Source organism: Sediminivirga luteola, assembly GCF_014639315.1.
GTDB lineage: Bacteria > Actinomycetota > Actinomycetes > Actinomycetales > Brevibacteriaceae > Sediminivirga > Sediminivirga luteola.
The window spans coordinates 317,632-339,696 of record NZ_BMFY01000001.1 but is presented as its reverse complement, the minus strand read 5'-3'; the positions used below and the strand labels follow the sequence as shown (position 1 = coordinate 339,696).

The 22,065-nt window shown below is 70.7% G+C and carries 24 protein-coding genes, 2 tRNA genes and 1 riboswitch; of the genes, 9 read left to right on the top strand and 17 right to left on the bottom strand.

Going from position 1 to position 22,065, the window contains the following annotated elements; all coding sequences use genetic code 11:
* A complete protein-coding gene (locus IEW13_RS01575) occupies window positions 1-1,065 on the bottom strand; it encodes an Lrp/AsnC family transcriptional regulator (protein WP_188549152.1) in 1,065 nt (354 codons plus the stop codon).
* A 399-nt stretch (window positions 1,066-1,464) separates the two neighbouring features.
* Between IEW13_RS01575 and IEW13_RS01570 the strand changes: the two genes are divergently transcribed.
* Window positions 1,465-1,537 (top strand) — tRNA-Arg (locus tag IEW13_RS01570).
* Window positions 1,538-1,551: 14 nt separating this feature from the next.
* Here the strand turns inward: IEW13_RS01570 and IEW13_RS01565 are convergent.
* Window positions 1,552-2,148, bottom strand: a complete 597-nt coding sequence (locus IEW13_RS01565; RefSeq protein ID WP_188549151.1) for a hypothetical protein — start codon at window positions 2,146-2,148, stop codon at window positions 1,552-1,554.
* 116 nt (window positions 2,149-2,264) lie between these two features.
* On the opposite strand from IEW13_RS01565, the gene IEW13_RS01560 reads away from it, so the two are divergent.
* From IEW13_RS01560 to IEW13_RS01540, 5 genes are all read left to right on the top strand, one after another.
* Window positions 2,265-2,337: transfer RNA gene (locus IEW13_RS01560), tRNA-Arg, on the top strand.
* A gap of 46 nt (window positions 2,338-2,383) precedes the next feature.
* A complete protein-coding gene (locus IEW13_RS01555; protein WP_188549150.1) occupies window positions 2,384-3,010 on the top strand; it encodes an alpha/beta fold hydrolase in 627 nt (208 codons plus the stop codon).
* 139 nt (window positions 3,011-3,149) lie between these two features.
* The gene (locus IEW13_RS01550; protein ID WP_188549149.1) at window positions 3,150-3,908 is read left to right on the top strand and encodes a DeoR/GlpR family DNA-binding transcription regulator; all 759 of its coding nucleotides are present in this window, start codon (window positions 3,150-3,152) and stop codon (window positions 3,906-3,908) included.
* Window positions 3,905-4,045, top strand: coding sequence for a hypothetical protein (locus IEW13_RS01545; RefSeq protein ID WP_188549148.1), 141 nt, complete (start codon window positions 3,905-3,907; stop codon window positions 4,043-4,045). The genes IEW13_RS01550 and IEW13_RS01545 overlap by 4 nt, the downstream gene beginning before the upstream one ends.
* A complete protein-coding gene (locus IEW13_RS01540) occupies window positions 4,045-5,223 on the top strand; it encodes an MFS transporter (RefSeq protein ID WP_188549147.1) in 1,179 nt (392 codons plus the stop codon). Before IEW13_RS01545 ends, IEW13_RS01540 begins: the two co-directional genes overlap by 1 nt.
* A 151-nt stretch (window positions 5,224-5,374) precedes the next feature.
* Here IEW13_RS01540 and IEW13_RS01535 read toward each other — a convergent pair whose 3' ends face one another.
* Together IEW13_RS01535 and IEW13_RS01530 are read right to left on the bottom strand one after the other, a co-directional pair.
* A complete protein-coding gene (locus IEW13_RS01535; RefSeq protein WP_188549146.1) occupies window positions 5,375-6,019 on the bottom strand; it encodes a DNA-3-methyladenine glycosylase in 645 nt (214 codons plus the stop codon).
* A gap of 4 nt (window positions 6,020-6,023) precedes the next feature.
* Window positions 6,024-7,055 (bottom strand): universal stress protein, encoded by a 1,032-nt coding sequence (locus IEW13_RS01530; RefSeq protein ID WP_188549145.1) that lies wholly within the window; start codon window positions 7,053-7,055, stop codon window positions 6,024-6,026.
* A gap of 219 nt (window positions 7,056-7,274) precedes the next feature.
* Between IEW13_RS01530 and IEW13_RS01525 the strand changes: the two genes are divergently transcribed.
* A complete protein-coding gene (locus IEW13_RS01525; RefSeq protein WP_188549144.1) occupies window positions 7,275-7,547 on the top strand; it encodes a GlsB/YeaQ/YmgE family stress response membrane protein in 273 nt (90 codons plus the stop codon).
* 211 nt (window positions 7,548-7,758) lie between these two features.
* On the opposite strand, the gene IEW13_RS01520 is transcribed toward IEW13_RS01525, so the two are convergent.
* The 5 genes from IEW13_RS01520 to pdxH form a co-directional block, all read right to left on the bottom strand.
* On the bottom strand, window positions 7,759-8,259 hold the full coding sequence (locus IEW13_RS01520) for an HNH endonuclease (protein ID WP_188549143.1): 501 nt from the start codon (window positions 8,257-8,259) through the stop codon (window positions 7,759-7,761).
* A gap of 355 nt (window positions 8,260-8,614) precedes the next feature.
* Complete coding sequence (locus tag IEW13_RS17280) at window positions 8,615-9,259, bottom strand: C40 family peptidase (RefSeq protein ID WP_229744851.1); 645 nt, start codon at window positions 9,257-9,259, stop codon at window positions 8,615-8,617.
* A 75-nt stretch (window positions 9,260-9,334) separates the two neighbouring features.
* Window positions 9,335-10,102 carry a C40 family peptidase gene (locus tag IEW13_RS01510; protein WP_229744850.1) on the bottom strand — a complete coding sequence of 256 codons (768 nt, stop codon included), beginning with the start codon at window positions 10,100-10,102 and terminating at the stop codon, window positions 9,335-9,337.
* Between the two features lie 17 nt (window positions 10,103-10,119).
* Window positions 10,120-10,291, bottom strand: a riboswitch (cyclic di-AMP (ydaO/yuaA leader).
* 164 nt (window positions 10,292-10,455) lie between these two features.
* Complete coding sequence (locus tag IEW13_RS01505; RefSeq protein ID WP_188549141.1) at window positions 10,456-11,160, bottom strand: metal-dependent transcriptional regulator; 705 nt, start codon at window positions 11,158-11,160, stop codon at window positions 10,456-10,458.
* Between the two features lie 140 nt (window positions 11,161-11,300).
* Window positions 11,301-11,975, bottom strand: a complete 675-nt coding sequence (gene pdxH / locus IEW13_RS01500; protein ID WP_188549140.1) for a pyridoxamine 5'-phosphate oxidase — start codon at window positions 11,973-11,975, stop codon at window positions 11,301-11,303.
* A 120-nt stretch (window positions 11,976-12,095) separates the two neighbouring features.
* On the opposite strand from pdxH, the gene serC reads away from it, so the two are divergent.
* Window positions 12,096-13,223, top strand: a complete 1,128-nt coding sequence (gene serC / locus IEW13_RS01495; RefSeq protein WP_188549139.1) for a phosphoserine transaminase — start codon at window positions 12,096-12,098, stop codon at window positions 13,221-13,223.
* Window positions 13,224-13,262: 39 nt separating this feature from the next.
* Here serC and IEW13_RS01490 read toward each other — a convergent pair whose 3' ends face one another.
* The 4 genes from IEW13_RS01490 to IEW13_RS01475 form a co-directional block, all read right to left on the bottom strand.
* A complete protein-coding gene (locus IEW13_RS01490) occupies window positions 13,263-13,766 on the bottom strand; it encodes a DUF456 domain-containing protein (protein ID WP_188549138.1) in 504 nt (167 codons plus the stop codon).
* A 57-nt stretch (window positions 13,767-13,823) separates the two neighbouring features.
* Window positions 13,824-14,597: a DUF3027 domain-containing protein gene (locus IEW13_RS01485; protein WP_188549235.1), complete on the bottom strand. Its 774-nt coding sequence runs from the start codon at window positions 14,595-14,597 to the stop codon at window positions 13,824-13,826.
* A 16-nt stretch (window positions 14,598-14,613) separates the two neighbouring features.
* Window positions 14,614-14,994, bottom strand: a complete 381-nt coding sequence (locus IEW13_RS01480) for a cold-shock protein (RefSeq protein WP_188549137.1) — start codon at window positions 14,992-14,994, stop codon at window positions 14,614-14,616.
* 146 nt (window positions 14,995-15,140) lie between these two features.
* Window positions 15,141-15,446: a hypothetical protein gene (locus tag IEW13_RS01475; protein WP_188549136.1), complete on the bottom strand. Its 306-nt coding sequence runs from the start codon at window positions 15,444-15,446 to the stop codon at window positions 15,141-15,143.
* Window positions 15,447-15,533: 87 nt separating this feature from the next.
* On the opposite strand from IEW13_RS01475, the gene IEW13_RS01470 reads away from it, so the two are divergent.
* Entirely contained in the window at window positions 15,534-17,579 is a 2,046-nt protein-coding gene (locus tag IEW13_RS01470) for a helicase-associated domain-containing protein (protein WP_188549135.1), read from the top strand.
* Between the two features lie 194 nt (window positions 17,580-17,773).
* On the opposite strand, the gene IEW13_RS01465 is transcribed toward IEW13_RS01470, so the two are convergent.
* The 4 genes from IEW13_RS01465 to IEW13_RS01450 all read right to left on the bottom strand — a co-directional run bounded on the left by IEW13_RS01465 (window position 17,774) and on the right by IEW13_RS01450 (window position 21,991).
* A complete protein-coding gene (locus IEW13_RS01465) occupies window positions 17,774-18,736 on the bottom strand; it encodes a PfkB family carbohydrate kinase (RefSeq protein ID WP_188549134.1) in 963 nt (320 codons plus the stop codon).
* Window positions 18,733-20,160: a purine-cytosine permease family protein gene (locus IEW13_RS01460; protein WP_188549133.1), complete on the bottom strand. Its 1,428-nt coding sequence runs from the start codon at window positions 20,158-20,160 to the stop codon at window positions 18,733-18,735. Before IEW13_RS01460 ends, IEW13_RS01465 begins: the two co-directional genes overlap by 4 nt.
* Window positions 20,161-20,255: 95 nt before the next feature.
* Window positions 20,256-21,260 carry an ADP-ribosylglycohydrolase family protein gene (locus IEW13_RS01455; RefSeq protein ID WP_188549132.1) on the bottom strand — a complete coding sequence of 335 codons (1,005 nt, stop codon included), beginning with the start codon at window positions 21,258-21,260 and terminating at the stop codon, window positions 20,256-20,258.
* Window positions 21,257-21,991 (bottom strand): GntR family transcriptional regulator, encoded by a 735-nt coding sequence (locus IEW13_RS01450; protein WP_188549131.1) that lies wholly within the window; start codon window positions 21,989-21,991, stop codon window positions 21,257-21,259. Before IEW13_RS01450 ends, IEW13_RS01455 begins: the two co-directional genes overlap by 4 nt.
* Window positions 21,992-22,065 lie beyond the last annotated feature (74 nt).

Here is a 22,065-nt window from a genome sequence, read left to right as displayed (position 1 = left end):
TCATCTCTCCCTGTCCCGGCGCGCTGCGCCGTCTCCGAGCGCCGCCACGACGCCGATGGGTCCCTCCGGAGCGGCGTACGCTCCGTCGATGACCCGGGTCCAGACCCGCTTGGCGGTCGCCACCTGCAATGTCACGTCCACCGACCGCACGCCCGGCAGGGCGCCGAGCACCGTCGTGGTGTAGTCGTGGATGTCGGCGATGCCCGGCAGTGCCACCTGGCCCACGAGCCCGAAGCGTCCGGTCGTCGCCGAGAGGTACTTGGTCCCGGGGTGCGCGGCCAGCCGCGCTGCCGTCTCCTGGAGCGCTCCGGGAACGACGTCGAGCCAGACGAAGCACTCGGCGCGGTAGCCGAGGAGCTCGGGCTCCACCAGGACGCGGAAGTCGAGGAGTTCCTTGGCGCGCAGTGACTCGATGGCACCGGCGGCGGCCCGCTCTGAGCAGCCGACGGCCCCGGCCAGCACGCCCACCGGGATCCTCCCGTCGGTCATGAGGTGGCTCAGCACGCCCGCCTCGACCCGGGAGATGGTCACCGGGGACGGCAGGTCCCGCCCCGCGGCATCTTGCTGGCCGCCGGCCTGACCTGCTCTGTCCGGTGCCTCGTCGTGCCACGGAAGCCAGTCCTGCCCGGAACGGTAGGTGTGGGTGACGACGAAGCTCTCCGTGGTGATCGACGTGCCGTCCACCAGCTGCGTCATCAGCTGGACGAAATCGCCCATCTCGGGGACGACGAGTTCGGCCACGCAGTCCGCCGAGCCGGCCACGGCGGTGAGGAACCGCACATCGCTGCGCTGTCCCAGCGCGGCCATGAACGATTCGACCTCGCCCGGCACACCGCGGAAGCGGAGGATGACCGGTGTGCCGATGCCGAGGCGGCTGACGTCGGTGGCTCCGATCACGCGCACCAGGCCGGCGTCCGAGAGCGCCTCGAAGCGACGCCGGGCCGTGCTCGCGGAGCACGAGGTCCGTGCCGCCACGTTCTCCCAGGAGTCTCGGCCAGCGCCGTGCAGCGCCGCCACGATCTGCTGGTCCACAGGATCGAGGATCTCTCTTGTGCTCTTGACCACACGATGATGGTAATCGGTGCATTACGTCGTGTCCATGCTCAATATCTGACGCATATACGGCGGCTACGACTGAAACCGGAACTTTCGCGCGGCTTTGCATGGATCGTCACACCGAGACACCGTGGATGCCCCTGAACCGGCAGCGCGGCGCATAGCGCCTGGCGGCAACCGCCTCGAGGCTGCGCCACGGCCTTGCCCCGGCCAGCACCATCGCGCTGGCGACGCGACACGCAACCCTCGCAGCAGGCATGGGAGCTCGCGGTGTCGCTGTAGACCGAAACTTTGAAGGGTTGAACTTTGAAGGGTTGAACACAGAGGCGGCGGGTACAGCGCGCATCGGGAACCGAGGCGCGCGAACGAGATGCGGGCACATGCCGTAGACTGGTCCGCGTTTGAGTTGCCCCCGTAGCTCAGGGGATAGAGCACCGCTCTCCTAAAGCGGGTGTCGCAGGTTCGAATCCTGCCGGGGGCGCCGTGTGGCGGAGGTCACCACCGCTGTACGCTGCGCTCCACTGTGGTCCGGAACAGCTTGGCCACGCGGGCCGCCTCCTTCGTCAGCGGCAGGTCCTCAGCCCGGGTGTACCGGCCGGGCACGATCGCCTTCGAACCACGGCCCAGCAGCACCTCCTCTCCGCCGCGCAGACGGACGCTCACCTCAGAGACGTACTGCGGCACACCGAGCGCAATGATGCTCGCGTCCGATGGTTTGGTCCTCCTGGCGGTGCGCAGCAGCACGGTCTCCACGTCGGCGGGGGCGAAGCGGCGATCCTCGCGCACGAAGCCGAACCAGCGCCGGAGCTGGGTCTGGCAGATCTCTTCGGAATGCAGCACGGCACGTCCCGAGAGGTGCCACTTGCCGTTGAACCAGACGAAGAACACTCCGATGGCGGTGAACAGCAGCACGCTGAGCTGCGTCCCGGTGGCAGCCTCCCGGAGAGGGTACCCCTGAAGCGCACCGATCCCGGCGGGCGCCCAGACAAGCGCGGCAAAGAACGCGAAGAACCCTGCCGACATCGCCGGCCAGAACTCCGCAGTCGTGACCAGCTCCAGACTGTCCGGCGCTTTTCCCCTTCTGACCTGCACAGTCCCCAGACTATCGATTCAGCCTTTCAACTCCCTCGAGCCACAGCCCCCCAAGACCCCGTCCCAGTGCCAGGGGTGAGCCGCTACCATGAACAGGTGCTGCTTGCAGCGCCCCCGCCTCCGTAGCTCAGGGGATCGAGCACCGCTCTCCTAAAGCGGGTGCCGCAGTCCGAACCCTGCCGGGGCGCGAGGGCAGGAACGTCACAGCCGCCTGCCACCACCGACCGGGAGACCCATGCCCCGTCCGCGCTATCTCTTACAGGGCCTCGCTCAGGACACGAGTGACTGGGACCGGGTGCTCGCGCACCTGGATGAGTCGACGCCCGTGACCCTCATCGATGTCCTCACGCTGGGCTTCGACGGGACCGCCTTCTCCCTGCGCCGCACCGTGGCGGATCTCGACCGACGGATCACGGACCACGAGGCTGTGGTGTGCGGGCTGTCCTACGGCGCGGTCATCGCGGCCGCTCATGCCATCGATCACCAAGCCGGCAGGCACCGTTATGTGCTCGCCGGACTCCAGGTGAAAACAGGCCGCGGACCCGGGACTTTCCTGCGCACCGCCTACCCGCTAGTGCACCAGTTCGTGCAGATCAGCAGCGGACGCCGCTTGCACGTCCGGCGGGTACGGTCACAGCTGCGGATGTACGCCGGGCTCGACCTGCGCGATGATCTGCATCGGATCCAGAGTCCGGTCATGCTCGTCAACGGCAAGCTCGACCGGGTGCACTACAAACCCGTCGCCGATGCGCCCGAGCGGATCCCGGATGCACGGGCGGTGAATCTCCGCCTGGCTGGTCACGAATCGAACCGGAGCGCTCCTGGCCAGTTTGCCGAGGCCCTGATCGACTTCGCCGCCTGAGGGATCAGCAGCTCGGCCTGCGAGCACGCAGTGACCCGGTCGGCACGCGCAGCATCCCGTCAACGTCGCCGCATACCCAGCCGTGATCGTTCGATCACGCAGTTTGATTGTTCAGTCACGGCGTTCTATCGTTTGAGGAATGCGGACAAGCGAACGGCACCGACGGATCGTCGCCCACCTTGAGAAGTCCGACTTCGCCGCGGTGACGGAACTGGCGGAGGAACTCGGCGCTTCCGAGGCGACCCTCCGCCGTGACCTCGCCGAACTCGACTCCCAGGGACTCCTGCGGCGGGTGCACGGCGGCGCCCGGCGCCTCCAAGTACGCGGTTTCGGCGCGCAGTTCTCCTCGCGGGCATCCACGAACACCGAGGGAAAGCAACGAATCGCTCGCGCCGTGGCCGGGATGCTGGCCCCCGGGGAGGCGATCGTCCTGGACAGCGGCACCACCGCGGTGGAAGTGGCGCGGGCGATCACCGATCAGTCCCTCCGGGTGGTGCCCCTCTCCCTCCCGTCGCTCGAGGCAACGGCAAGCAGTACCAGTCTGACGGTCACCGTCCCCGGGGGCGAGCTGCGCCGGGACGAACGCTCCTTCACCGGCCCGCTCACCCAGCGGACGCTGGCGGACCTGCGCTTCGACACCGCGCTCATCGCCCCCTGCGCGGTCAGTCTGGAGAGCGGAGCCACGGCGTACGACACGGAGGACGCGGCCATCAAGCACGCTGCCATGCGGTCCGCCGAACGGCGGATCCTGCTGTGCGACAGCACCAAATGGGGACGCACCGCCTTCGCTGCGATCGCCGGTCTCGACGCATTCGACGTCCTGGTCACCGACCGCAGTCTGTCCCGCGAGGAACTCGGGCTCCTGACCGAGGCCGCCATCGACGTGGTCACGGCATGAGTACCGCAGCGCCGCCGGCGCAACGCCGCGCACGCACCGGCACGGTGCACGCTGCCGGCACCGTGACTGCTGTGTCCGGCACCAGCACCACCCTCCTCGCCGGTCAGGCCGGCGTCAGCGCCGGGAGGTTCCGCTGATGCGTTCCTCCCCCGCCCCTCGGCGCGCCCGCATCGCCGCTACGCTCGCCTTCGCCACCAACGGTGCGCTCCCCGCCTCCCTGCTGGCCCGCTATGCCGAGGTGAAGACGGAGCTCGGCGTCGATGCCGCCCTCTTCGGGCTCCTGGTGGCCGGCTACGCGGTGGGCGGCATGCTGGCACTGCACCTGCCGGGGGTGATCTCACGGCGGCTGGGCGTCACCCGGGCCGCGGTGCTCGGCACCGTCTGGATCGGCGCGGCATTCGTGCTGGCTGCGGCGGGTGCCGCAACCGGCCAGCCGTGGCTGTTCCTCCTCGGCCTGGTCCTCGCCGGTTGCGGGGACGCCGTCGTCGACGTCGCGCAGAACTCGCAGGGCATCCGCGTCCAGAAGGCCTACGGGCGCTCATTGCTGAACACGATGCACGCGGGGTGGAGCATCGGCGCGGCGATCGGCGGGGGTGTGGGGACTGCCGCGGCCATCGCCGGGCTTCCGCTGCTGGTGCACATGGGTCTCTGGGCGGCGTTCTGCATCCTGATGATGTCGCTGGCCGCCCGCGCGTTCCTCCGGGAGCCCCGCCCTGACGCGGCACCCGCGCCCGCACCCGGGAACGTACCGCCACCCCAGCCGCTGCGCGGACGCATGGTCCTGGTCCTCCTGCCTCTGGCGCTGATCGCCCTGGCCGGAGTCTCGGTGGAGGACATCGGGAACAACTGGTCGGCAATCCTCCTGGCCACCGAACGCGACCTCCCGGTGACGTCGGCCGGCATCGGCCTGAGCGTGCTGCTGGGAGCGCAGTTCATCGGCCGCCTGCTGGGAGACCGCCTGATCGACGTGCTCGGCGACCGGCGCGCCCTCGCGCTGAGCCTCACCGCCGTGATCGCGGGGCTCTCCTGCGCGGCATGGGCCCCGAATGCCGCGCTCACGCTGGCAGGTCTCGCCCTGGCCGGCCTGGGCAGCGCGATCACGGTGCCCATCGCCTTCGCCCGCGCGGATGCCGTACCCAGCCTGCCCGCGCATAGCGGGGTGACCTGGATCAGCTGGACGATGCGGACCGCCTCCATCGGGCTCAGTCCCGTGATCGGCGTCCTGAGCGCCGTCCTGTCCCTCCCGGTGGCATTGACGGCCGTGGTGATGCTCGCTGTCCTCGCGCTGCTGTTCTCACTGCCGCGCAGGACCTGAGCGGCCCGGCCGCCAGCGGCGGCCCAATGCGTGGCGTCGCCTCGACGACCAGCCGCTTTCACCCAGCCCGCCGTGCCGGACACGCCGTGCCGCGCATGCAGACGCACACGCACGCGGACATGCATGCAGCAGGACTGGGGTCACCCCTCTCTCAACGGCTCGCACCCGCACGGGGCTGCGCTGCCCGGTAGGCGGAGACGCTGGGCTCTCCCGGGAGCCAGAACCGCCACGGGACGTCCGCGGCCCGGGACACCCCGACCCGTGGCCCCTGCTGAACGTCCTCGGATGCGCTGGCAGGCGGCTGGAAGCTCCAGCCGGGCCCGAACAGATCGTCACCGTCGTTGTCCAGCGTGACGCCGAGCGCCTGCGCCACGCAGCCCGGTCCGCGCGCGAGCGCCGCATGCAGCATGGGAGCGCGTGTGCGCGAGGAGACGGTCCTGCGCCGCTCGCGCCGCTGCCGCGCCAGCGCCTCGCCGTGCACGACCTCGCCGGCGCGGATGAGCAGACCGGTGGGGGCGCCCTCCGGTCCGCACACCATGTTCAGGCTGTGGTGCATCCCGTAGATGAAGTAGCAGTACAGGTGACCGGGCGGGCCGAACATCGTCGCGTTCCGGGCCGTCCGCCCGCGGTAGGCGTGCGAGGCGGGATCGATCGTGCCGTCGTACGCCTCCACCTCGGTGAGGCGGATGGCCACGTCCCCGTCCGCCTCATGCCGGCGGAGCACTCCCCCGAGCACCCGGGGCGCCACCTCAAGGATGGGCCGCGCGAAGAACTCCCGTCCGATCTGCTCCGGCACTCCGCTAGCGCTCCTCCTGCAGGGGCTCCTCGTCCTCGCCGAGGAGTTCCGTCCCGATGCGCACCACGATGGTGGGGCACCGAGAGTGCGGCAGCACCGCCTGCGAGGTCGACCCCAGCAGCAGCCCTGCGAAGCCGCCCCGCCCCCGGGAACCCACTACGAGCACATCGGCGGTGTCGGAGGCGCGCACGAGCGCCTCCGAGGGAGATCCCTCGTAGAGATGCCAGGACACCCGCAGATCGGGGTAGCGCTCAGCCAGAGAGTAGCGGCAGGCGTCGAGCTTCTCCGCGCACTCGTTGAGGTAGCGCTCCAGATCGGAGGCGCTGGGCAGCCACTCCGGTCCCAGCACGGTGGTGGTCATGACCGCCAGGATGGCCAGCGGCTTGTTGTGACGCGAGGCGTAGGCCGCCGCGGTCCACAACGCCGGCGACTCCCGGCCGAGAGCGTCGACGCCGACGACCACAGCGCCGCTGTAGTCCCGTCCGGGACGTTCGTCCAGGCCACCGTCGTCCTCCGGAATCGCGACATCGCCCTCGTCCGTGCGCACGCATCGGGCCTGCGAGGGTTGCGGCGACCGGTGCGTACCGGGTCGCCAATCGGTCGGGATGACGGCGGTGGGACAGGCAGAGTGGGAGGGCAGCGCGATGGAGACGGTGCCAAGCAGACGTCCGGCGATGCCGCCCCTCCCCCGGGTGCCGACGACGGCCAGGCAGGCGCTCTTGGATTCCTCGATCAGGACCGAGGCCGGGTCCCCCACCTCGATCACCGCTTCCACGGGTACCCCCTCGGAGCGCACCCGTTCCGCGGCGGTCGTCAGGGTCTCCTCCACCGAGGCGCGGATCGCCTCGTCGTCGAAGGGGACGTAGGAGACGTCGATGGTCGCCGCCGCGACGCTCGGAATGGTGTAGGCGCTCAGCAGGCGGATGGGCCAGCCGCGTTCCTTCGCCTCCTGGATCGCCCAGTCCAGCGCGTTCTGGCTCGATTCGGAACCGTCGATCCCGACGAGGACGATCTTCTCAGCGGCCGCGGTGTTCATCTCTAGCCTCCCGCCTGACGATGGCTGTGGTCTCTCACAGTAGCCGACCGGACGGGTCCTCGGCAGGTTCCGCCGCATACCGGCGCTCCACTACTCGCATGCTGGTCCTGGTCCCCTCTGATCACGGCAAACGACCCCGGGTGGGCACCGGTGCCGCAGCTGTTGTTAGGCTGCTAAGTGCCAGAAGGTTCACTCGAATCCAGTGATGAGGTGAATGACATGGGTTTCCTGGCTTTTCTCCTGCTCGGTCTGATTGCCGGCGCCATCGCCAAGCTGATCCTCCCGGGTCGTCAAGGCGGCGGTATCCTCGCCACTCTCCTGCTGGGCGTCGTTGGGGCGCTCCTGGGCGGTTGGCTGGGCTCCATCATCTTCGACACCGGAGTCAACGAGTTCTTCTCGCTGAGCTCCTGGCTGCTCGCGATCGGTGGCTCCATCGTCGTGCTGCTCATCTGGGGTCTGATCACGGGCCGCAGCAAGCGCACCACGACCTGACGAATCCGTATCCGGCCCCCGGCGCTCTGGCGCCATAGCGGTGCAGCCGTGAGGCTTCCACCCGCGAAGCCCGGGCCCTGAGGGCTCATGCCGATGGCCGCGATCTCCCGTCGATGACGGAAGATCGCGGCCATCGTGTCGTTTCCGGGGCACCGTGGAGCGTGGCTTTCCACAGCCACGCCGTTCACCCGGCCGTCCGAGCGACCCGGGGTTATGCCACGCGGGCGTAGCTGAGGAATTCCGCCCACTGGGGCTCGTACTTCTCCGAGTCGGGGATGAACCACGTGCTCGTCCGCGGCTGCGCCGGGGTCACCCGCAGCCGCCATCCCATCTCCGCGGGCGTGTGATCACCTTTCCGGTTGTTGCACTCGCGGCAACAGGCGACCAGGTTCTCCCAGGTGTTCTGCCCACCGCGTGAGCGCGGCAGGACGTGGTCGATCGTATTCGCGTAGCCCCCGCAGTAGCCGCACCTGTGCCGGTCCCGCCGGAGGATGCCGCGGCGGGACACCGCCACGCGGCGGCGCCTGGGCGGCGTGACGTAGGTGGTGAGCACGATGACGCTGGGCGAGTTCATCTGCACCGTCTGCGCCCGGACCGGGACCGGCTCATCGGCGACCACGGTCGCCTTTCCCGAGAGCACGAGGACGATGGCGCGGCGGAACGAGACGACGGAGAGGGGCTCGTACCCGGCGTTCAGCACGAGTGTCTTCATCCTTCCGCCCCTGTGCTGCCGTGCCCGGTGGCGGCGTGCAGGCTGCTGCGCGCCGCCCTGCCCCCGCAGCCGGGAAACACGAAAGGCGCCGCGAAGTCGCGACGCCTTTGCACGGCAGTATGAGGCCGATCCGAGACTATGAGCTCGAACCAGCGCGGAGCAGCGGATATGCATATCCGCGGGAAGACATCCTCTGAGCGCATCGCCCACCCTCCGTGTCCTGCTGTGATTCCTAGCACAAGACTAGAACATCCAGCGCGGTTCCCCCGCATCCGACGGTGTACGCGCGGTGAACTTATGGTTCAGGCGTCATACGCCGTGGGCAGTTCCCGGGGAAGGATCCGGCGTGGCGGGGTCAGAGCACCCGCACGAAGGTGGTGTCGGAGCGGGAGAGGTCGTCGATCTTGACCACTGAGCCCGTGTGGGGCGAGTGGATCTTCTTGCCGTCGCCCAAGTAGATGCCCACATGCCCAGGCCGCCCCACCAGATCGCCCGGCTTGGCCTCTGCGGCGGAGACGCGCGAGCCGGCGTTCAGCTGAGCCGAGGAGGTCCGCGGCAGGTTCACGCCCACCTGCTGGTAGACGTAACTGGTGAACCCGGAGCAGTCGAAGCCACTCGGGCTGGTACCGCCCCACACATAGGGGACCCCGAGGTACTGCTTGGCGATCGAGATGAGCTCGGAGGCGTCGCCGGTCGCGGTGCTGCCCGCCTCCGCATCGACCGCCTCCGGGGAGGCGCTGCCGGCCGGTTCGGGGCGCTCTGCCTGCTCCGCGGCGACCTCGAAAACCGCGGCGGCCGCTGCGCCCTGCTCGGCGTCGACGGCGATGTATGCCGCATTGGCGACGGATACCTCGGCCGGGGGCGCGCTCTGCTCCGCGGGGACATCGTCGGCCGGCTCCTCGACCGGCGCCCCGCCCACGGCGACGAGCGCCCCGGCGGTGCCGGCCAGAACGGCAGTACGCCGCGCCACCGTGACCCGGCCCGCGTTGAGCGCCTCCACGAGCGGAGTGAGAGGCGTCCTGACGGGTCCGGCGGCGGCGCGGCGTGCGCTCTTGCGGCTGTGAACCATAAAGATTTAGAGCACCCGGATGTAGGTGACGCTACCCATCCAGGAGTGGCTGCGGTAGGAGGTGTTCGACCGCGGGGAGCCCGCGTCGTACATCATCCCGTTGCCCGCGTAGATGCCCACGTGGCCGGGGCGCCACACCAGGTCGCCCGGCTTGGCCTCGGCGGCGGAGACGACACGGCCGGCGTTGCGCTGAGCGCCGGAGGTACGCGGCAGGCTGACGCCGACCTGGTTGAACACGTACTGGGTGAAGCCGGAGCAGTCCCAGCCGGAGGGCGTGGTGCCGCCGGAGACGTACGGGACGCCGACGTACTGACGGGCGAGCGCGATGACCTGGGAGGCCTTGTCGCCATCGGGAAGGGCGACATCCTCGCCGGCGGAGGAGCCCGACTCGGAGGAGCTCTGTGAAGAAGATGAGGACGAGGAGGAGCCGGCGCCGTTGGTGGCCGGGGTCGCCTCAGGCTCGGGCTCGGGTTCCGGAGCGGCGGTGGCGCCCTCGACCGCGAGCCCACCGGCGAAGGAGGCAGCCTCGGTGTCGACGGCCGCGAAAGCGGCGTTGGGGACCTCGGCGCGGGTCTGGGATTCGGCGGCTGCGGCTTCTTCCGTGTCGGCGGTGGCGGGCTCCTGGCCCTCAGAGAGGCCGAGCGTGCCGACCAGGCCGAGCGAGGCGACTGCGACGGCGGCGCGGCGTCCGACGATGGCCCCGTTCGCGCCGAGCGCGTCCGTGAGGTCCGTCAGCGGCGTCCTGACCTTGGTGTCCGCAGCGTGACGGCTCATTTTCCTTCGTGACATGTAGGTAATCTCCATGGACCTGCGAGGTGAGCTGTCGGATTCGAGCTGGAGATGCTCGGCCCGCCTTGCGACGCGGTGTCCGCGTCCCTCAGAGGGCTTCACCCCAAGCCGGCTGATCGCCAGCGGTGAGTGGGTCCCCCGCCATCGCCTTGATGTGTTCCGCTCTGCCGTCTCCCAGAGGCGATGTTCGGTCCTGGGCTCCGGCAGCCCGCCGTTGTTCAGTGGGCCGTGACAACCGTAACCGATCTGAGATCGAATGTCACGCGAGGATCACGATTTCGCCGCGCCCCGCGTGACATTCTCGATATATTTCCTGGTCAGACGGGAAGAAAAGACTGTTACTTTTGCTTGATGAAAACGTGAACAGCGACGTCGTCGGGCAAGTCGAGCACCTGCTCGCCACCCTCGATCCCGGCACTGACATACGAGTCCAGCCGCTGCGCCGCGATCTCGGCGCCGGGGAGGATGCCGACCTCCTTGAACTGGGAGAGCAGCTCCGCGTCCACCTGGATGGGCTCGCCGAGCCAGGCCACCTCCAGCCCGGTGATGCCTTCCCGTGACCGGTCGGGGTTGCGGTTGCAGTAGCTCAGCAGGGAGATCACGGGTTCCTCCACGCTGGGCGCCCCGCCGATCTCATCCAGTCCCGGGATCGGGTTGCCGTAGGGGCTGGTGCTCGTCACGGGAAGGAGCTCGAGCAGCTTCTCCTCCACCTGCTGGCTCATCACATGCTCCCAGCGGCACGCTTCGTCGTGCAGCAGCTCCCATTCCAGCCCGATGACGTCGGACAGCAGCCTTTCGGCAAGACGGTGCTTGCGCATTACCTCCGTGGCGAGCTTGCGTCCGCGCTCGGTCAGCTGCAGGTGCCGGTCGGTCTCCACCACGAGCAGACCGTCGCGTTCCATCCGCGCCACGGTCTGGGAAACGGTGGGCCCGCTGTGGCCCAGACGCTCCGAGATCCGCGCGCGCAAGGGGACGATCGACTCTTCTTCGAGCTCGATGATGGCCTTGAGATACATCTCGGTGGTATCGACCAAGTCGTTCACGAGGGCTTCCTTTGCTGCAGGGAGAACCGGCCTCGTGGGGGCGATCCGGGGCCGGGAGAACTACCTCGCAATTATATCTGTGCGATGTTCGGCGGACCGTAATCTCGCCACTCGGTGACACCGCGGGCGGTAGCACCGGCTCAGGGCTGTCGCCGGAGCACTTCCCATCCGGCGGCGTCTTCCAGGGATGCCGGCGCCTCGCCGCGACGGCGGAAGACCAGGCGGTCGTGGAAGCGGCCGAGGCGGCCTGCCCAGAACTCGATCTCGCGCGGCTGCACGATGTAGCCGCCCCAGAACTCCGGCCTGGGGACGTCCCCGGCGCCGAACCGGCTCTCGACCTGCGCCAGTTGCGCATCGAGCTGCGCGCGCCCCTCGGCGGGCCGGGACTGCTGCGAGGCCCACGCCGTGAGCCGGCTGAACCGATCCCGGCTGGCGAAGTACGCATCGGAGCGTTCCGCCGGCGCCTTCACCGCCCGGCCGGAGACCCGTACCTGGCGTTGCAGGTGGTGCCAGGGGAAGACGAGTGCCACCCGGTCGTCGGTGGCGATGTCGGCGGCCTTGGCGGAGCCGTAGTTCGTATAGAAGCAGAACCCCTCGGCATCGAACCCCTTGAGCAGCACGATCCGCGCGCTCGGCCCTTCCTCTCCCGCCGTGGCCAGGACCATCGCGTTGGACTCGCCGCCAGCCTCCGCCGCATCGGCGTACCAGGCACGGAACTGCTCCGCGGGGGTCGGCCGTAGCTGCGATTCGCTCAGGCCGTCGCCGGTGTACTCGACTCTGCGCCCGGCGAACTCCGGGTCCACGTGCGTGCTCATGGCTCCAGCGTAGGACCGCGGGCAGGCTGGCGCGCAGTGCGGGGCGCCTCGCACCACGGGCCGTCCCCGCCGCGGGCTCGCGCACCGGTCCCCGGATCCGGGCTGCGTAGACTTGGGCGCGTGACTGAGCAGAGCATCCAGATTCCCGCAGACCTCCTCCCCGCCGACGGCCGCTTCGGTTCCGGTCCGGCCCGGGTCCGTGCCGCCCAGGTGGAACGCCTGGCCGAGGCCGGGCCGGCGCTGCTGGGCACTTCACACCGGCAGGCGCCCGTGAAGAACCTCGTCGGCCGGATCCGCACGGGTCTGGCCGAGCTGTTCAATCTGCCGGACGGCTACGAGGTCGTCCTGGGCAACGGCGGGTCCACCGTCTTCTGGGACGTGGCAGCCTTCGGACTGGTGCGCCGCAAAGCGGCCCACGCCGCGTTCGGCGAGTTCGGCGCGAAGTTCGCCGCCGCCACCGACGGTGCGCCGCATCTGGAGCCCAGCGACGTCCAGCGGTACGAGCCCGGTACCGGAGGCCTGCCGCAGGCGGTGGCCGGCGCCGATGTCTATGCCTGGCCGCACAACGAGACCTCGACCGGCGTGGCGGTCCCCGTCACCCGCATCACGGGTGCCGCCGAAGACGCCCTCATGGTGGTCGATGCCACCTCCGGCGCCGGCGGCCTGGAGGTGGACATCACCCAGGCGGACGTCTACTACTTCGCCCCGCAGAAGAACATGAGCGCCGACGGCGGCCTGTGGCTGGCGGTCATGTCACCCCGGGCGCTGGCCCGGGCTCAGGAGATCAAGGACTCCGGGCGGTGGATTCCCGCCTCGCTGGATCTGGTCACGGCCGTGGAGAACTCCCGGAAGAACCAGACCTACAACACGCCGGCGGTGGCGACCCTGCTGCTGCTGGCCGAGCAGATCGACTGGATCAACGGCAACGGCGGGCTCTCCTGGGCGGCCGAGCGCACCGCCGAGAGCGCCGCACTGCTATACGACTGGGCTGCCGGACGCGATGACGTCACGCCGTTCGTGGCGGATCCGGCGTTCCGCTCCGACGTAGTCGTCACCCTCGATTTCGATCCGGAGGTGGACGCGACGGCCCTGGCGCAGGTACTGCGGGAGAACGGCATCGTCGACGTGGAACCGTACCGGAAGCTCGGCCGCAACCAGCTCCGGGTGGCGACCTTCGTCTCCGTGGACCCGCAGGACGTGCGGCAGCTGATCGCCAGCATCGAGTATGTGCTGGGCACCCTCGTCTGACCCGTCAGGCAGCGCTGTCTGACTCGTCGCAGGCAGCGCTCAGGCGGCCTGGAGGAAATGCGTCGCCACGGAGACGGCGAAGGTCAGAGCGGACCCGACGGCGAGGATGAACTCGACGAGGATCCCGATGCCGAGCGCCTTGATCGCGGCGATGCTGGACTCCCAGGCCCGCCGGGCGTCACGGAGGCGGGCGTACTCGGCGGCGTAGAGCCCGGCCAGGAAGCCGACGGCGAGCCCGAGCACGGGAATCACGAAGAAGCCGATCACGGCGCCGACGGCGCTCCACAGGATGGAACTGTTGGGGACGGCGCGCTCCTTGAGACGCCGGCCGGTGAGGACCCAGCTGATGGTCATACCGGCGGTGGAGAACACGGCGATCACCGCGAAAGCGATCCATCCGGCGGGACCGCCGGCGACGATGGCCCAGGCCAGCCCCGCGATGAGGATCAGGATGCTACCGGGAAGCACCGGCACGATGATTCCCAGGCAGCCGACCAGGATGGCCAGGCCGCACAGGATGGCAGCGATCACGGCAGCGCTCATGGCACCACCCTATCGGGTGCTCGCCAGCGTGCGGCGCCGGGCGCCGGGCACGACCGTTCAGCGCAGGGAGGTGGGCTCCAGTCCGCGCCCGAGATCGTCGATCATGGGCTGCGCGGGTTCCCGGGTCTCGTGGACCACGTCCGTCTCGGAATGCGCGCCACAGCCGGCGTCGAGGGAGACGACCTTCCCGTCGTGCGGGGACCACTCCGAGGCGCAGATGCCGAACTGCTGGCGCAGGCCGCCGGCAATCGGGAGCAGGTACCCGCAGGATCCGCAGTTCTTCTCCGCGTGCCGGGAGTACTCCCCCCGGGGACCCCGCTCGCTGTCCTGCCAGCGCTCCGCGGCCCGCCGCAGGCCTTCCGGCGAGAGCACCCGTTCCCGGCCGAGCCCGAGTTCGAAGAACGCGAGCCGGTCGATGTCGGTGACGTCCTCGTAATCCTCCTGGCCGGCACCGGTCTGCTCGTATCCTGGCTGCAGCGCCGGATCCGCGTCGAGCCGGGGCAGCGTGTCTTCTGGGCGCAGGTCGCCCGGTTCCAGGCGCTTCTCCCACGGCACCCACGGCGGGGAGATGAGCGCATCGTCGCCGGGCAGCAGCGCGGTCTCGCAGACCGTGGCCTTCTTACTGCGGGGCACCCTCGCCAGGACCGCCACCCAGGACCATCCGCGGTATCCCGGGGCGGTGCAGGCGAAATAGTGACTGACCAGACGCTGCCCCTCGGCGCGGACGCCCTGGTGCTCGCCGATCTCGCTGGCGGGGGCGATCTCCTCGATCGCCTGACGGGCCAGCACGGTGGCCTCAGCCAGCACGGCGTCGGGCTTCGCGGCTTTCACGTAACGGGATCCTCCTTCAGCCTTCCAGGTCATCGGCGATGGCGCGCAGCAGCGCGGCGATCTTCTTGCCGTGTGCACGGTCAGGATACCGCCCCTGGCGCAGGCTGTTGCTCTCCTGATCCAGGAGGTTGATGACATCCTGCACCATCGAGGACAGCTCGGTGGCGGAACGGCGCTTCCGGCGGGCCGGCTTGGCCGGTTCCAGAAGGCGCGCCTTGAGCACCTGCGTGCCCTTGCGTCCGGCGACGATGTCATAGTCCAGACGAGTGCCCGGCTTGAGTTCCGTCACGCCGTCCGGCAGCGCCGAGGCGTGCAGGAACGCCTGCTCGCCGTCGTCACCCGTGACGAAACCGAAGCCCTTCTCCACATCGAAGAACTTCACTTTTCCGGTCGGCATGGTCTCTCCTTACTCTGCGTGCGTCGGGTGCACCTGCGGGATCACAAGGGATGGGAACAGTCAGCTGGCGGCAAGCCTTGAGGGGTCCGGGCCAGGCCGGGAATCTGCCTTCCGCGTGCCAGGGGCGGGGCCGGCGAGAGGTCCTTCTAGAACTTCCTGCGGCGGCCGATCGCTCTGATGACGATCGCGATCAGGAGGGCGAAAGCCAGCGGGAAGCCCACCATCGCCGTCCAGGTCAGCACGGCCGGCGCCGGCGGCGCGAAGAGGCCGATGAGGATCACTCCCGCCAGTGCCAGGGAGGCGGCCACCGTCAGGACGACCGCTGCTGCGGTCAGCGTCCTGTCCACCGGTGAGTCGGCCGCCTGCTGCCCGTGCGCGGACGCAGCGGCGTTGCTGCCGGGCGCGCTGGTGCCGCCGGGCTGACCGGTGCCGGCGTCTGCGGGAATGGACATGCCCCGAGTATATCGCCCGCGCCGGACGCCGGCACCGCCACCCGGGACGGGCGCACCCGGCGCCGGCCCGCCTCGTACTATGGAGCGATGGCACCTTCCCGCCCCGCTCGCGCGCAGACCTTCACCGCATGGCTGTCCGGGCTGGACGCCGGCCAGGTGGCCGCCATGGCGATGCGGCGTCCGGACACCCTGCACCCGCTGCCGCGCGACCTGCGCGCCTTCACCGCGCGAGCGTCGTCCCGTGCGAGCGTCGCCAGGGCGGTGGACCATCTGAACGCCCCGGAACTCACCTGCCTCCTCCGGCTCGCCGAAGCCGCCGAGGACCCGCTCGGCTCCGTGCCGGCAGAGCCGGGCCCCGCGCTTGATGCGCTCATCCTCCTCGGTCTCGTCTGGCCGGCGCATCCCGGGAGCGGCCCTGCCGGACTGAGTGGGGCAGACGGCGAGGCCCCGGCGCACGACGGGCCGCCGCTGGCGGTGCGCCTGCAACCGGAGATCTTCCGGGTGCTGCGCGCCGAGGAGACCGACGCCCAGGCCGCCCTCTCCGGGCTCGGTGACGTCGGCGGGCACGATGATCTCAGCGGGCAGCCGGGCCCGGCCGGACCACCCGGATTCACCCCGGCCCCGCTGCCGGCTGACCGCGCCGCGCATCTGGTCGCCGGCACCGTCACCTCGACGATCGGTCTCATCATCGCGCTGCTGGACGCCATCGACGCAGATCCGCCGCGCCGGCTGCGCTCGGGCGGCATGGGACGCCGGGACGCGCAGCGCCTGGCGCAGACTCTCGACACCGACCAGGCGGAGCTGGCCTTCGCGGTCGAGCTGGCGTACGGCGCGGCACTGATCGGTGAAGACGAGGAGCACTGGCTGCCCACCCGCCGGGCGGGCGAGTTCTCCGCTCTGGCGGTCCCCGAGCAGTGGGCCAAGCTGATGCAGAGCTGGTGGGCTTCTCTCCGGCAGCCGGCCGGGAACGACGACGTCGCCTTGCTGGCCCCCGGGAGCGAGCGGGCCGGGCTGCCGGGACTGCGGGCGGAGGTGCTGCGCGAACTCACCGAAGTGCCCGAGGGCACGGTGGTTCCCCGCGCGGAGCTGGCCGCCCGGCTCCGCTGGCGGCGTCCGCTCGGATTCGCCCGGCGGGAGAGCCTGCTGCCGGGCGTCATCGACGGGGCCATCCGCCTGGGCCTGGCGACCCGGCCGCTGCGCGGCGACGCGATCGGCTGCTCGCCGGCGGGGCGCCGGTGGAGTGCCGGGGAGCGCAACGGCGCCCGCGAGGAGATGGCGGCGCTGTTGCCGGCCCACACGCACGAGGTCCTGCTGCAGGCGGATCTGACGGCGATCGTGCCGGGAGTGCCGGCCCCTGAGCTGCGCGGATTCCTCACTTCCGTCGCCACCCCGCGCGGGCGGGGCCAGGGGCAGATCTTCCGGTTCACGCCCGAGAGCGTGACGGCGGGGATGCATCGCGGCCTGACGGCCCAGACGATCCTGGAGCGCTTGCGCGAGTGGTCGCCCACCGGCATCCCCCAGCCGCTGGAGTACCTCATCGCCGATGCCGACCGTCGCTTCGGCCGGATCCGGGTGGGCCGCGCCCGCGGTTACGTCCGGACGGAGGAACCGGACGAACTGGAACGGATCCTGGCCCAGCAGCCGATCGGCCTGGGCCTCCAGCGGATCGCGCCGACCGTCGCGATCTCAGCCGTCACGCCGGTCGCGCTGATCCAGGCGCTGGAGGAGATCGGGGTCAGGGCGGTCGCTGAGCAGGACGGCGTCCCGGTCGTCACCACGGAGCCGCCGCCCCGGGCGCCCGAGCCCTCGGCCCCGGCCATCTCCTCCGGGCCGCGCGCGCTGCCCGGGGAAGCCGTGCGCGCCGCCGCCGAACGCTGGCTGGCGGAGCCCGCCGAGGAGCCGCAGGAAGGCGCCGCGAGCGCTCCCGAGTCCCTGGCCGGGCGGCTGCAGGACGCCGCCTCCGCCGGCCGTGCGGTGATCGTGACCGCGGCCGACTCCCGCGGCGGCGCGCACCAGTTGCACATCGTGCCGCTGTCGGTGCACGGCGGGCGCATCCGGGCCCGGCGGGTCGCCGATGACGCCGAGATCACGCTGGTGCTCCACCGGGTCCAGGCGGTCCGCCCGGCAGGATGAGCGCCTGCCGTCGCGGCAGCCTGCCGTGCAGTGCGCTCCGAGCGTTACTCCAGCCGTGCTGCCCGTGATCAGCGGCGCGCGACGGAGTTCCCTCGGGAATGACCGGGTGCCCTCGTACGGCCACGCCCGGCGTGGCGCCGAAAGGTGGGATGCCCGCGCCGATGCTCGGGCGGGCCGATCTCAGTGTCTACGTCTTACGACGGGGTGTTCTCGCGCAGCAAGGCGTCGATCTCCTCCGCTGTGGGGCTCGTCGCCGGTCCCAGGCGGGTCACCGCGAGCGCCGCCGCCGCATTGGCCCGGCGGACGGCGGACGGCAGGCTCAGCCCGCCCAGCAGGCCCGCCGCCAGGACGCCGGTGTGGGCGTCTCCGGCGCCGGTGGTGTCGACCGCGCGGACCGGGAATCCGGGCACATGCACGGGAGCGGTCCCAGGCCGCACGATCCAGCAGCCACGGCTTCCGTCCCGGGCCAGGACGGCCCCGCCTGCACGCAGCCGCGGTAGTACGCCTTGCGCGGCTCGTTCCACCGTTTCCCGGCGGTCCCCGGCCAGGATGCCGATCTCACGGGCGTTGGCACTGAGCAGATCGGTACGGGCCAGCACCGCGTCGAGCACCGCGACCGGCAGCTGAGCCACCAGGGGCGAGGGGTCCAGGATGACGCGGGCGGCCTCCGGGACCGAGGACAGCCATGCGCTCACGGCGGCGGCGTTGCGCGGATGCGCGAGGCTGTATCCGGAGACGCCGATCACGTCGCCATCGCCCACCGTGAGCGCCGTCAGATCGGATTCGTCGAGGTATGCCTCGGCACCGCTGTGGGTGACGAAGGTGCGTTCGGCGTTCCGGTCGACGAGCACGATGCAGTACCCGCTGTCAGCATCCGTGCGGGGCGGGTGGGCGCATGGGATGCCCTCGTGCTGCAGCGCCTCGGCGACGATCGTCCCGAACACCCCGGTACCGTAGTGCCCGCAGTAGAGCACCTCGGCGCCGTCCCGGCGGGCCGCGGCGAGGATGTTGAAGCCGCCTCCGGCCAGCAGCTGGGATGAGCCGGCCAGGACGTCGCCGCCGGGCTCGGGCAGCGCGTCGACGGTGAGGACCACATCGGCGATCACATTGCCGGTGTACAGCAGCCGGCCGCCGTGTTCCCTGGGCCCGGCGCTCATCGGCCGCTCCGCTGCACCGTCGGCGCGGCGGTGTCAGCCCGGTCCCGGGCGGGCGCGCCTCCCATCAGGAGGTAGAGGCCGAAGGCGGCGGCGAAGGTGACGAGCCAGGCGATGCCGGCTTGATCGGCGGCGCGGGTGCCGTAACCGGCCGCGATCGCGACGGCCCAGGCCAGGAGGGCGCGCCATTCGAAGCCGCCGCGGTACCAGTACCGGCTGGAGGCGGTCATGTCGAGCAGGCCCGCGGCCTGGTAGTGGCGCCGGTGCACCATATCGGCCAGGAACACGCCGAGCCAGGCGGTCAGCGGGATGGCCAGCAGGGAGATGAACGCGATGAAGGGGTCGTAGAAGCTGTCGGCGATGAGCATGAAGTAGATCGCGCCCAGGAACGTCACGATCACGTCGACGGTCACGGCGTAGACCCGTCGCACGCGCAGGCCCAGGGTGATCGTCGTCAGGCCGGCCGAGTACACCGAGAGGTGATTGGAGAGCAGCAGGCCGCCGAAGGCCGCGATCAGGTAGGGCGCCGCCATCTCCGGCGGCAGCAGTTCGCGGATGGCGGCCACCGGGTCGGTGGCCGAGGCGAGCGAGTCGTCGCTGGCTGTCAGCAGGGATCCCAGGCCGATGAGGAGGATCAGCGGGATGCCCGCGCCGGCGGCGCTGGAGGCGATGAGGTGCGCGGCCTTGACGGAAGTGCGCTGGTAGCGGGCCATATCGGCGCCGGCCGCGGCCCAGCCGATGCCGGTGCCCGCGGCGATGGTCGCGATGCCCAGGATGACGGCACTGAGGGGCCCGGCCGGCATCGCGCCGACGGTCTGCCAGTCCACGTTGACGATCAGGAAACCGCCCACCACGAGGTTGAGCGCGCCGAAGATCCAGGTCGCCCAGCGCTGGATGACGAGGATCGCGGCGTGCCCGAGTCCCGAGACCAGGAGGGTGCACAGCACGAAGATGCCGATGCCGAGCAGCGTGAGCAGGGGCGCTTCCTTGGCGGCGATGGCGCTGCCGGTGAAGATCGAGAACAGGGAGAGCAGGACGAAGGCGCCGGTGGTGGTGTTGACCGTCTCCCAGCCCAGCCGGGAGATGAGCGTGACGAAGGTGGGCGCCGCGTTGCCGCGCACTCCGAAGACCGCCCGGGAGAGGGTCATGCTCGGAGCGCCTCCCCGGCGGCCGGCCACGGAGACGATGCCGACGATGGCGAAGGAGCCCACCGAGCCGATCACCGCCGCCAGGAGCGCCTGCCAGACGTTGAGGCCGAGCACCACCAGGGTGGCGCCGAGCGGTATGCCCAGGATGGAGATGTTGGCGGCGAACCAGACCCAGAAGAGCTGGAAGGGGTTGCCGGTCCGCTGGTCCGCGGGGACGGGTTCGATGCCGCGCTGTTCGATCGCGGTGAGCGACCCGTTCGGCGGTGTGGTCTCGTTCATGGTGCTCCAGACGTCGTTGTGTGAAGGTGCGTCGTTTCGGTGCGCGGGTTCCGGCGGTGCCGTGCGGTGGTGCGCGCCCGGCATGCTGTACCGCTTCAGGACCCCCGCGCGGTGCGCAGCTCCAGCAGGGAGGCGGCGATGCCGGGCAGGGAGAGTTCGTTGAGCTCGGTGACGCGCGCGACGGCATCGGCGGGCCATGCCCCGAGCCCGTGTACGGCGCCGAGCACGGCCCCGGCGATGGCGGCGACGGTGTCGGTGTCGCCGCCGTAGCTCGCCGCCTCGCAGAGCGTGCGCCACGGGTCCGTGGAGGTGGCGGCCATGGCGAGGGCGGCCACCACGGATTCCTGGGCGGCGACCGAGGTGCCGATGACGCCGATGACGAAGGCGGCGCGGTCTTCCGGTTCCGGCCGGCGACGCAGTTCCTCCGCCGCCCACCGGGTGCGTTCCGAGATCTTCCCGCCCGCGGCCCAGGGCGTGGTCGCCTCGGCGAGCGCGGCGGCGTCGATGGCGCGGCGGAGCGCCTCCTCGGGGTTCGCGCCGTCGATGCCGGTGCTCACGGCGGCCCCCACGGCGGCTGCCGCGGCCAGGCCGATGCTGGTGTTGTGGGTGATGCTGGAGGCGCTTCGCACCGCGTCCAGGAACGCCTCGGCCGGGTCTGCCGGGAAGGCGATCCCGACCGGGGCGATGCGCATCGCCGCACCGTTGGTGGTGCCGAACCGGCCGGTCTCCTCGGGGGATTCGCCGGCTTGCAGACGTTCCAGCGCGGCTTTGGTGGAGGGCCCGAGCAAGTCGAGGGAGCCGGTCGCCGCCATGTGCTGCTCCCAGGCGAGAAGGCGCTCGGCGAGGCTGCGGGCGGGGATGTCACCGCGGTGCTCCAGCAGCAGTTCCGCCAGCAGGATGGCCTGCTCGGTGTCGTCGGTGATCCGCCCGGCGGGCATTCCCGCGGCGATCTGCTGATGGGGTCCGGCCGGGAGCAGGCGGTCGACGACGCCGTAGTCCCGGCGGATCGTCTCGGCGGAAAGGGACTGGGTGGGCATGCCCAGCGCATCGCCGAGGGCGAGGCCCTGCAGGCTGGCGAGTGCGCGATCGTGGCGGGTCACGGCGTGGGCCTTTCGAAGGTGAGGTGGATGCGGAAGTGCTGGGGGTCGAGGAGGCTGACGACCTTCTCCACGAGACGGCCGTCGTCGTCGCGGGTGATCCGGGAGCTGTGCAGCACCTGGTCACCGGCCGCGCGCTCCAGCAGGGCGGCGTCGTCGACGCTGAGCGCGGCCACGCTCACCCACTGTTCGCCGCGGGCCGGCTGCATCCCGGCGGCGGACAGGGTGGCGGTGAGCGAGTCGTTGATCAGGCCCCGCCGCGGCACCTGACGGATGTCGCCGAGGGCGGGCACGCGGCTGCGTTCCAGGGAGACGGGTGCGCCTGCTTCCAGGCGCCGCAACCGGTCCAGGGCGAGGAACTCGGTGCCGGGCGTGTCCAGGGTGGCGGCCAGATCGGGGTCGTCGACGATCTCCATCCGCAGGACGGTGACGCTGGTGCGCGCCCCGGAATCGGTCAGCGCACGCCCCCAGCCGAGCTGCTGGTCGATGGCCTGCCCGTCGAAGGTCACGGTGGAGCCGACACCCGTGCGGGTGGAGATGAGGGATTCCCGGCCGAGCTGGGCCAGGACCCGGCGGATGGTGCCGCGGCTGACGTCGAACTGCTGCGCCAGGGCGTCCTCGCCCGGGAGGAGGGCGCCGTGGTGATAGGCGCCGGAGAGGATGGCGCGCCGGAGCGTGTCGGCGATGACCGCGCTCTTGCCCGCGTGCCGGGGCGCCACCGGTGGCGTGTCCATGCGAAGACTGTACCTGTCTAGAACCTGTACACACAAGAGTGCGCTGCACCGCCCGCCAGATCATCCGGATCAGC

Coding starts and splice junctions, on each gene's coding strand:
- IEW13_RS01540 (WP_188549147.1), top strand. CDS start 4,045: ATGCGTTCCTCCCCCGCCCCTCGGCGCGCCCGCATCGCCGCTACGCTC.
- IEW13_RS01550 (WP_188549149.1), top strand. CDS start 3,150: ATGCGGACAAGCGAACGGCACCGACGGATCGTCGCCCACCTTGAGAAG.
- IEW13_RS01470 (WP_188549135.1), top strand. CDS start 15,534: ATGGCACCTTCCCGCCCCGCTCGCGCGCAGACCTTCACCGCATGGCTG.
- pdxH (WP_188549140.1), bottom strand. CDS start 11,975: ATGAGCACGCACGTGGACCCGGAGTTCGCCGGGCGCAGAGTCGAGTAC.
- IEW13_RS01520 (WP_188549143.1), bottom strand. CDS start 8,259: ATGAAGACACTCGTGCTGAACGCCGGGTACGAGCCCCTCTCCGTCGTC.
- IEW13_RS01545 (WP_188549148.1), top strand. CDS start 3,905: ATGAGTACCGCAGCGCCGCCGGCGCAACGCCGCGCACGCACCGGCACG.
- IEW13_RS01510 (WP_229744850.1), bottom strand. CDS start 10,102: ATGAGCCGTCACGCTGCGGACACCAAGGTCAGGACGCCGCTGACGGAC.
- IEW13_RS01460 (WP_188549133.1), bottom strand. CDS start 20,160: ATGAACGAGACCACACCGCCGAACGGGTCGCTCACCGCGATCGAACAG.
- IEW13_RS01450 (WP_188549131.1), bottom strand. CDS start 21,991: ATGGACACGCCACCGGTGGCGCCCCGGCACGCGGGCAAGAGCGCGGTC.
- IEW13_RS01475 (WP_188549136.1), bottom strand. CDS start 15,446: ATGTCCATTCCCGCAGACGCCGGCACCGGTCAGCCCGGCGGCACCAGC.
- IEW13_RS01530 (WP_188549145.1), bottom strand. CDS start 7,055: ATGAACACCGCGGCCGCTGAGAAGATCGTCCTCGTCGGGATCGACGGT.
- IEW13_RS01480 (WP_188549137.1), bottom strand. CDS start 14,994: ATGCCGACCGGAAAAGTGAAGTTCTTCGATGTGGAGAAGGGCTTCGGT.
- IEW13_RS01465 (WP_188549134.1), bottom strand. CDS start 18,736: ATGAGCGCCGGGCCCAGGGAACACGGCGGCCGGCTGCTGTACACCGGC.
- IEW13_RS01490 (WP_188549138.1), bottom strand. CDS start 13,766: ATGAGCGCTGCCGTGATCGCTGCCATCCTGTGCGGCCTGGCCATCCTG.
- IEW13_RS01525 (WP_188549144.1), top strand. CDS start 7,275: ATGGGTTTCCTGGCTTTTCTCCTGCTCGGTCTGATTGCCGGCGCCATC.
- IEW13_RS01555 (WP_188549150.1), top strand. CDS start 2,384: ATGCCCCGTCCGCGCTATCTCTTACAGGGCCTCGCTCAGGACACGAGT.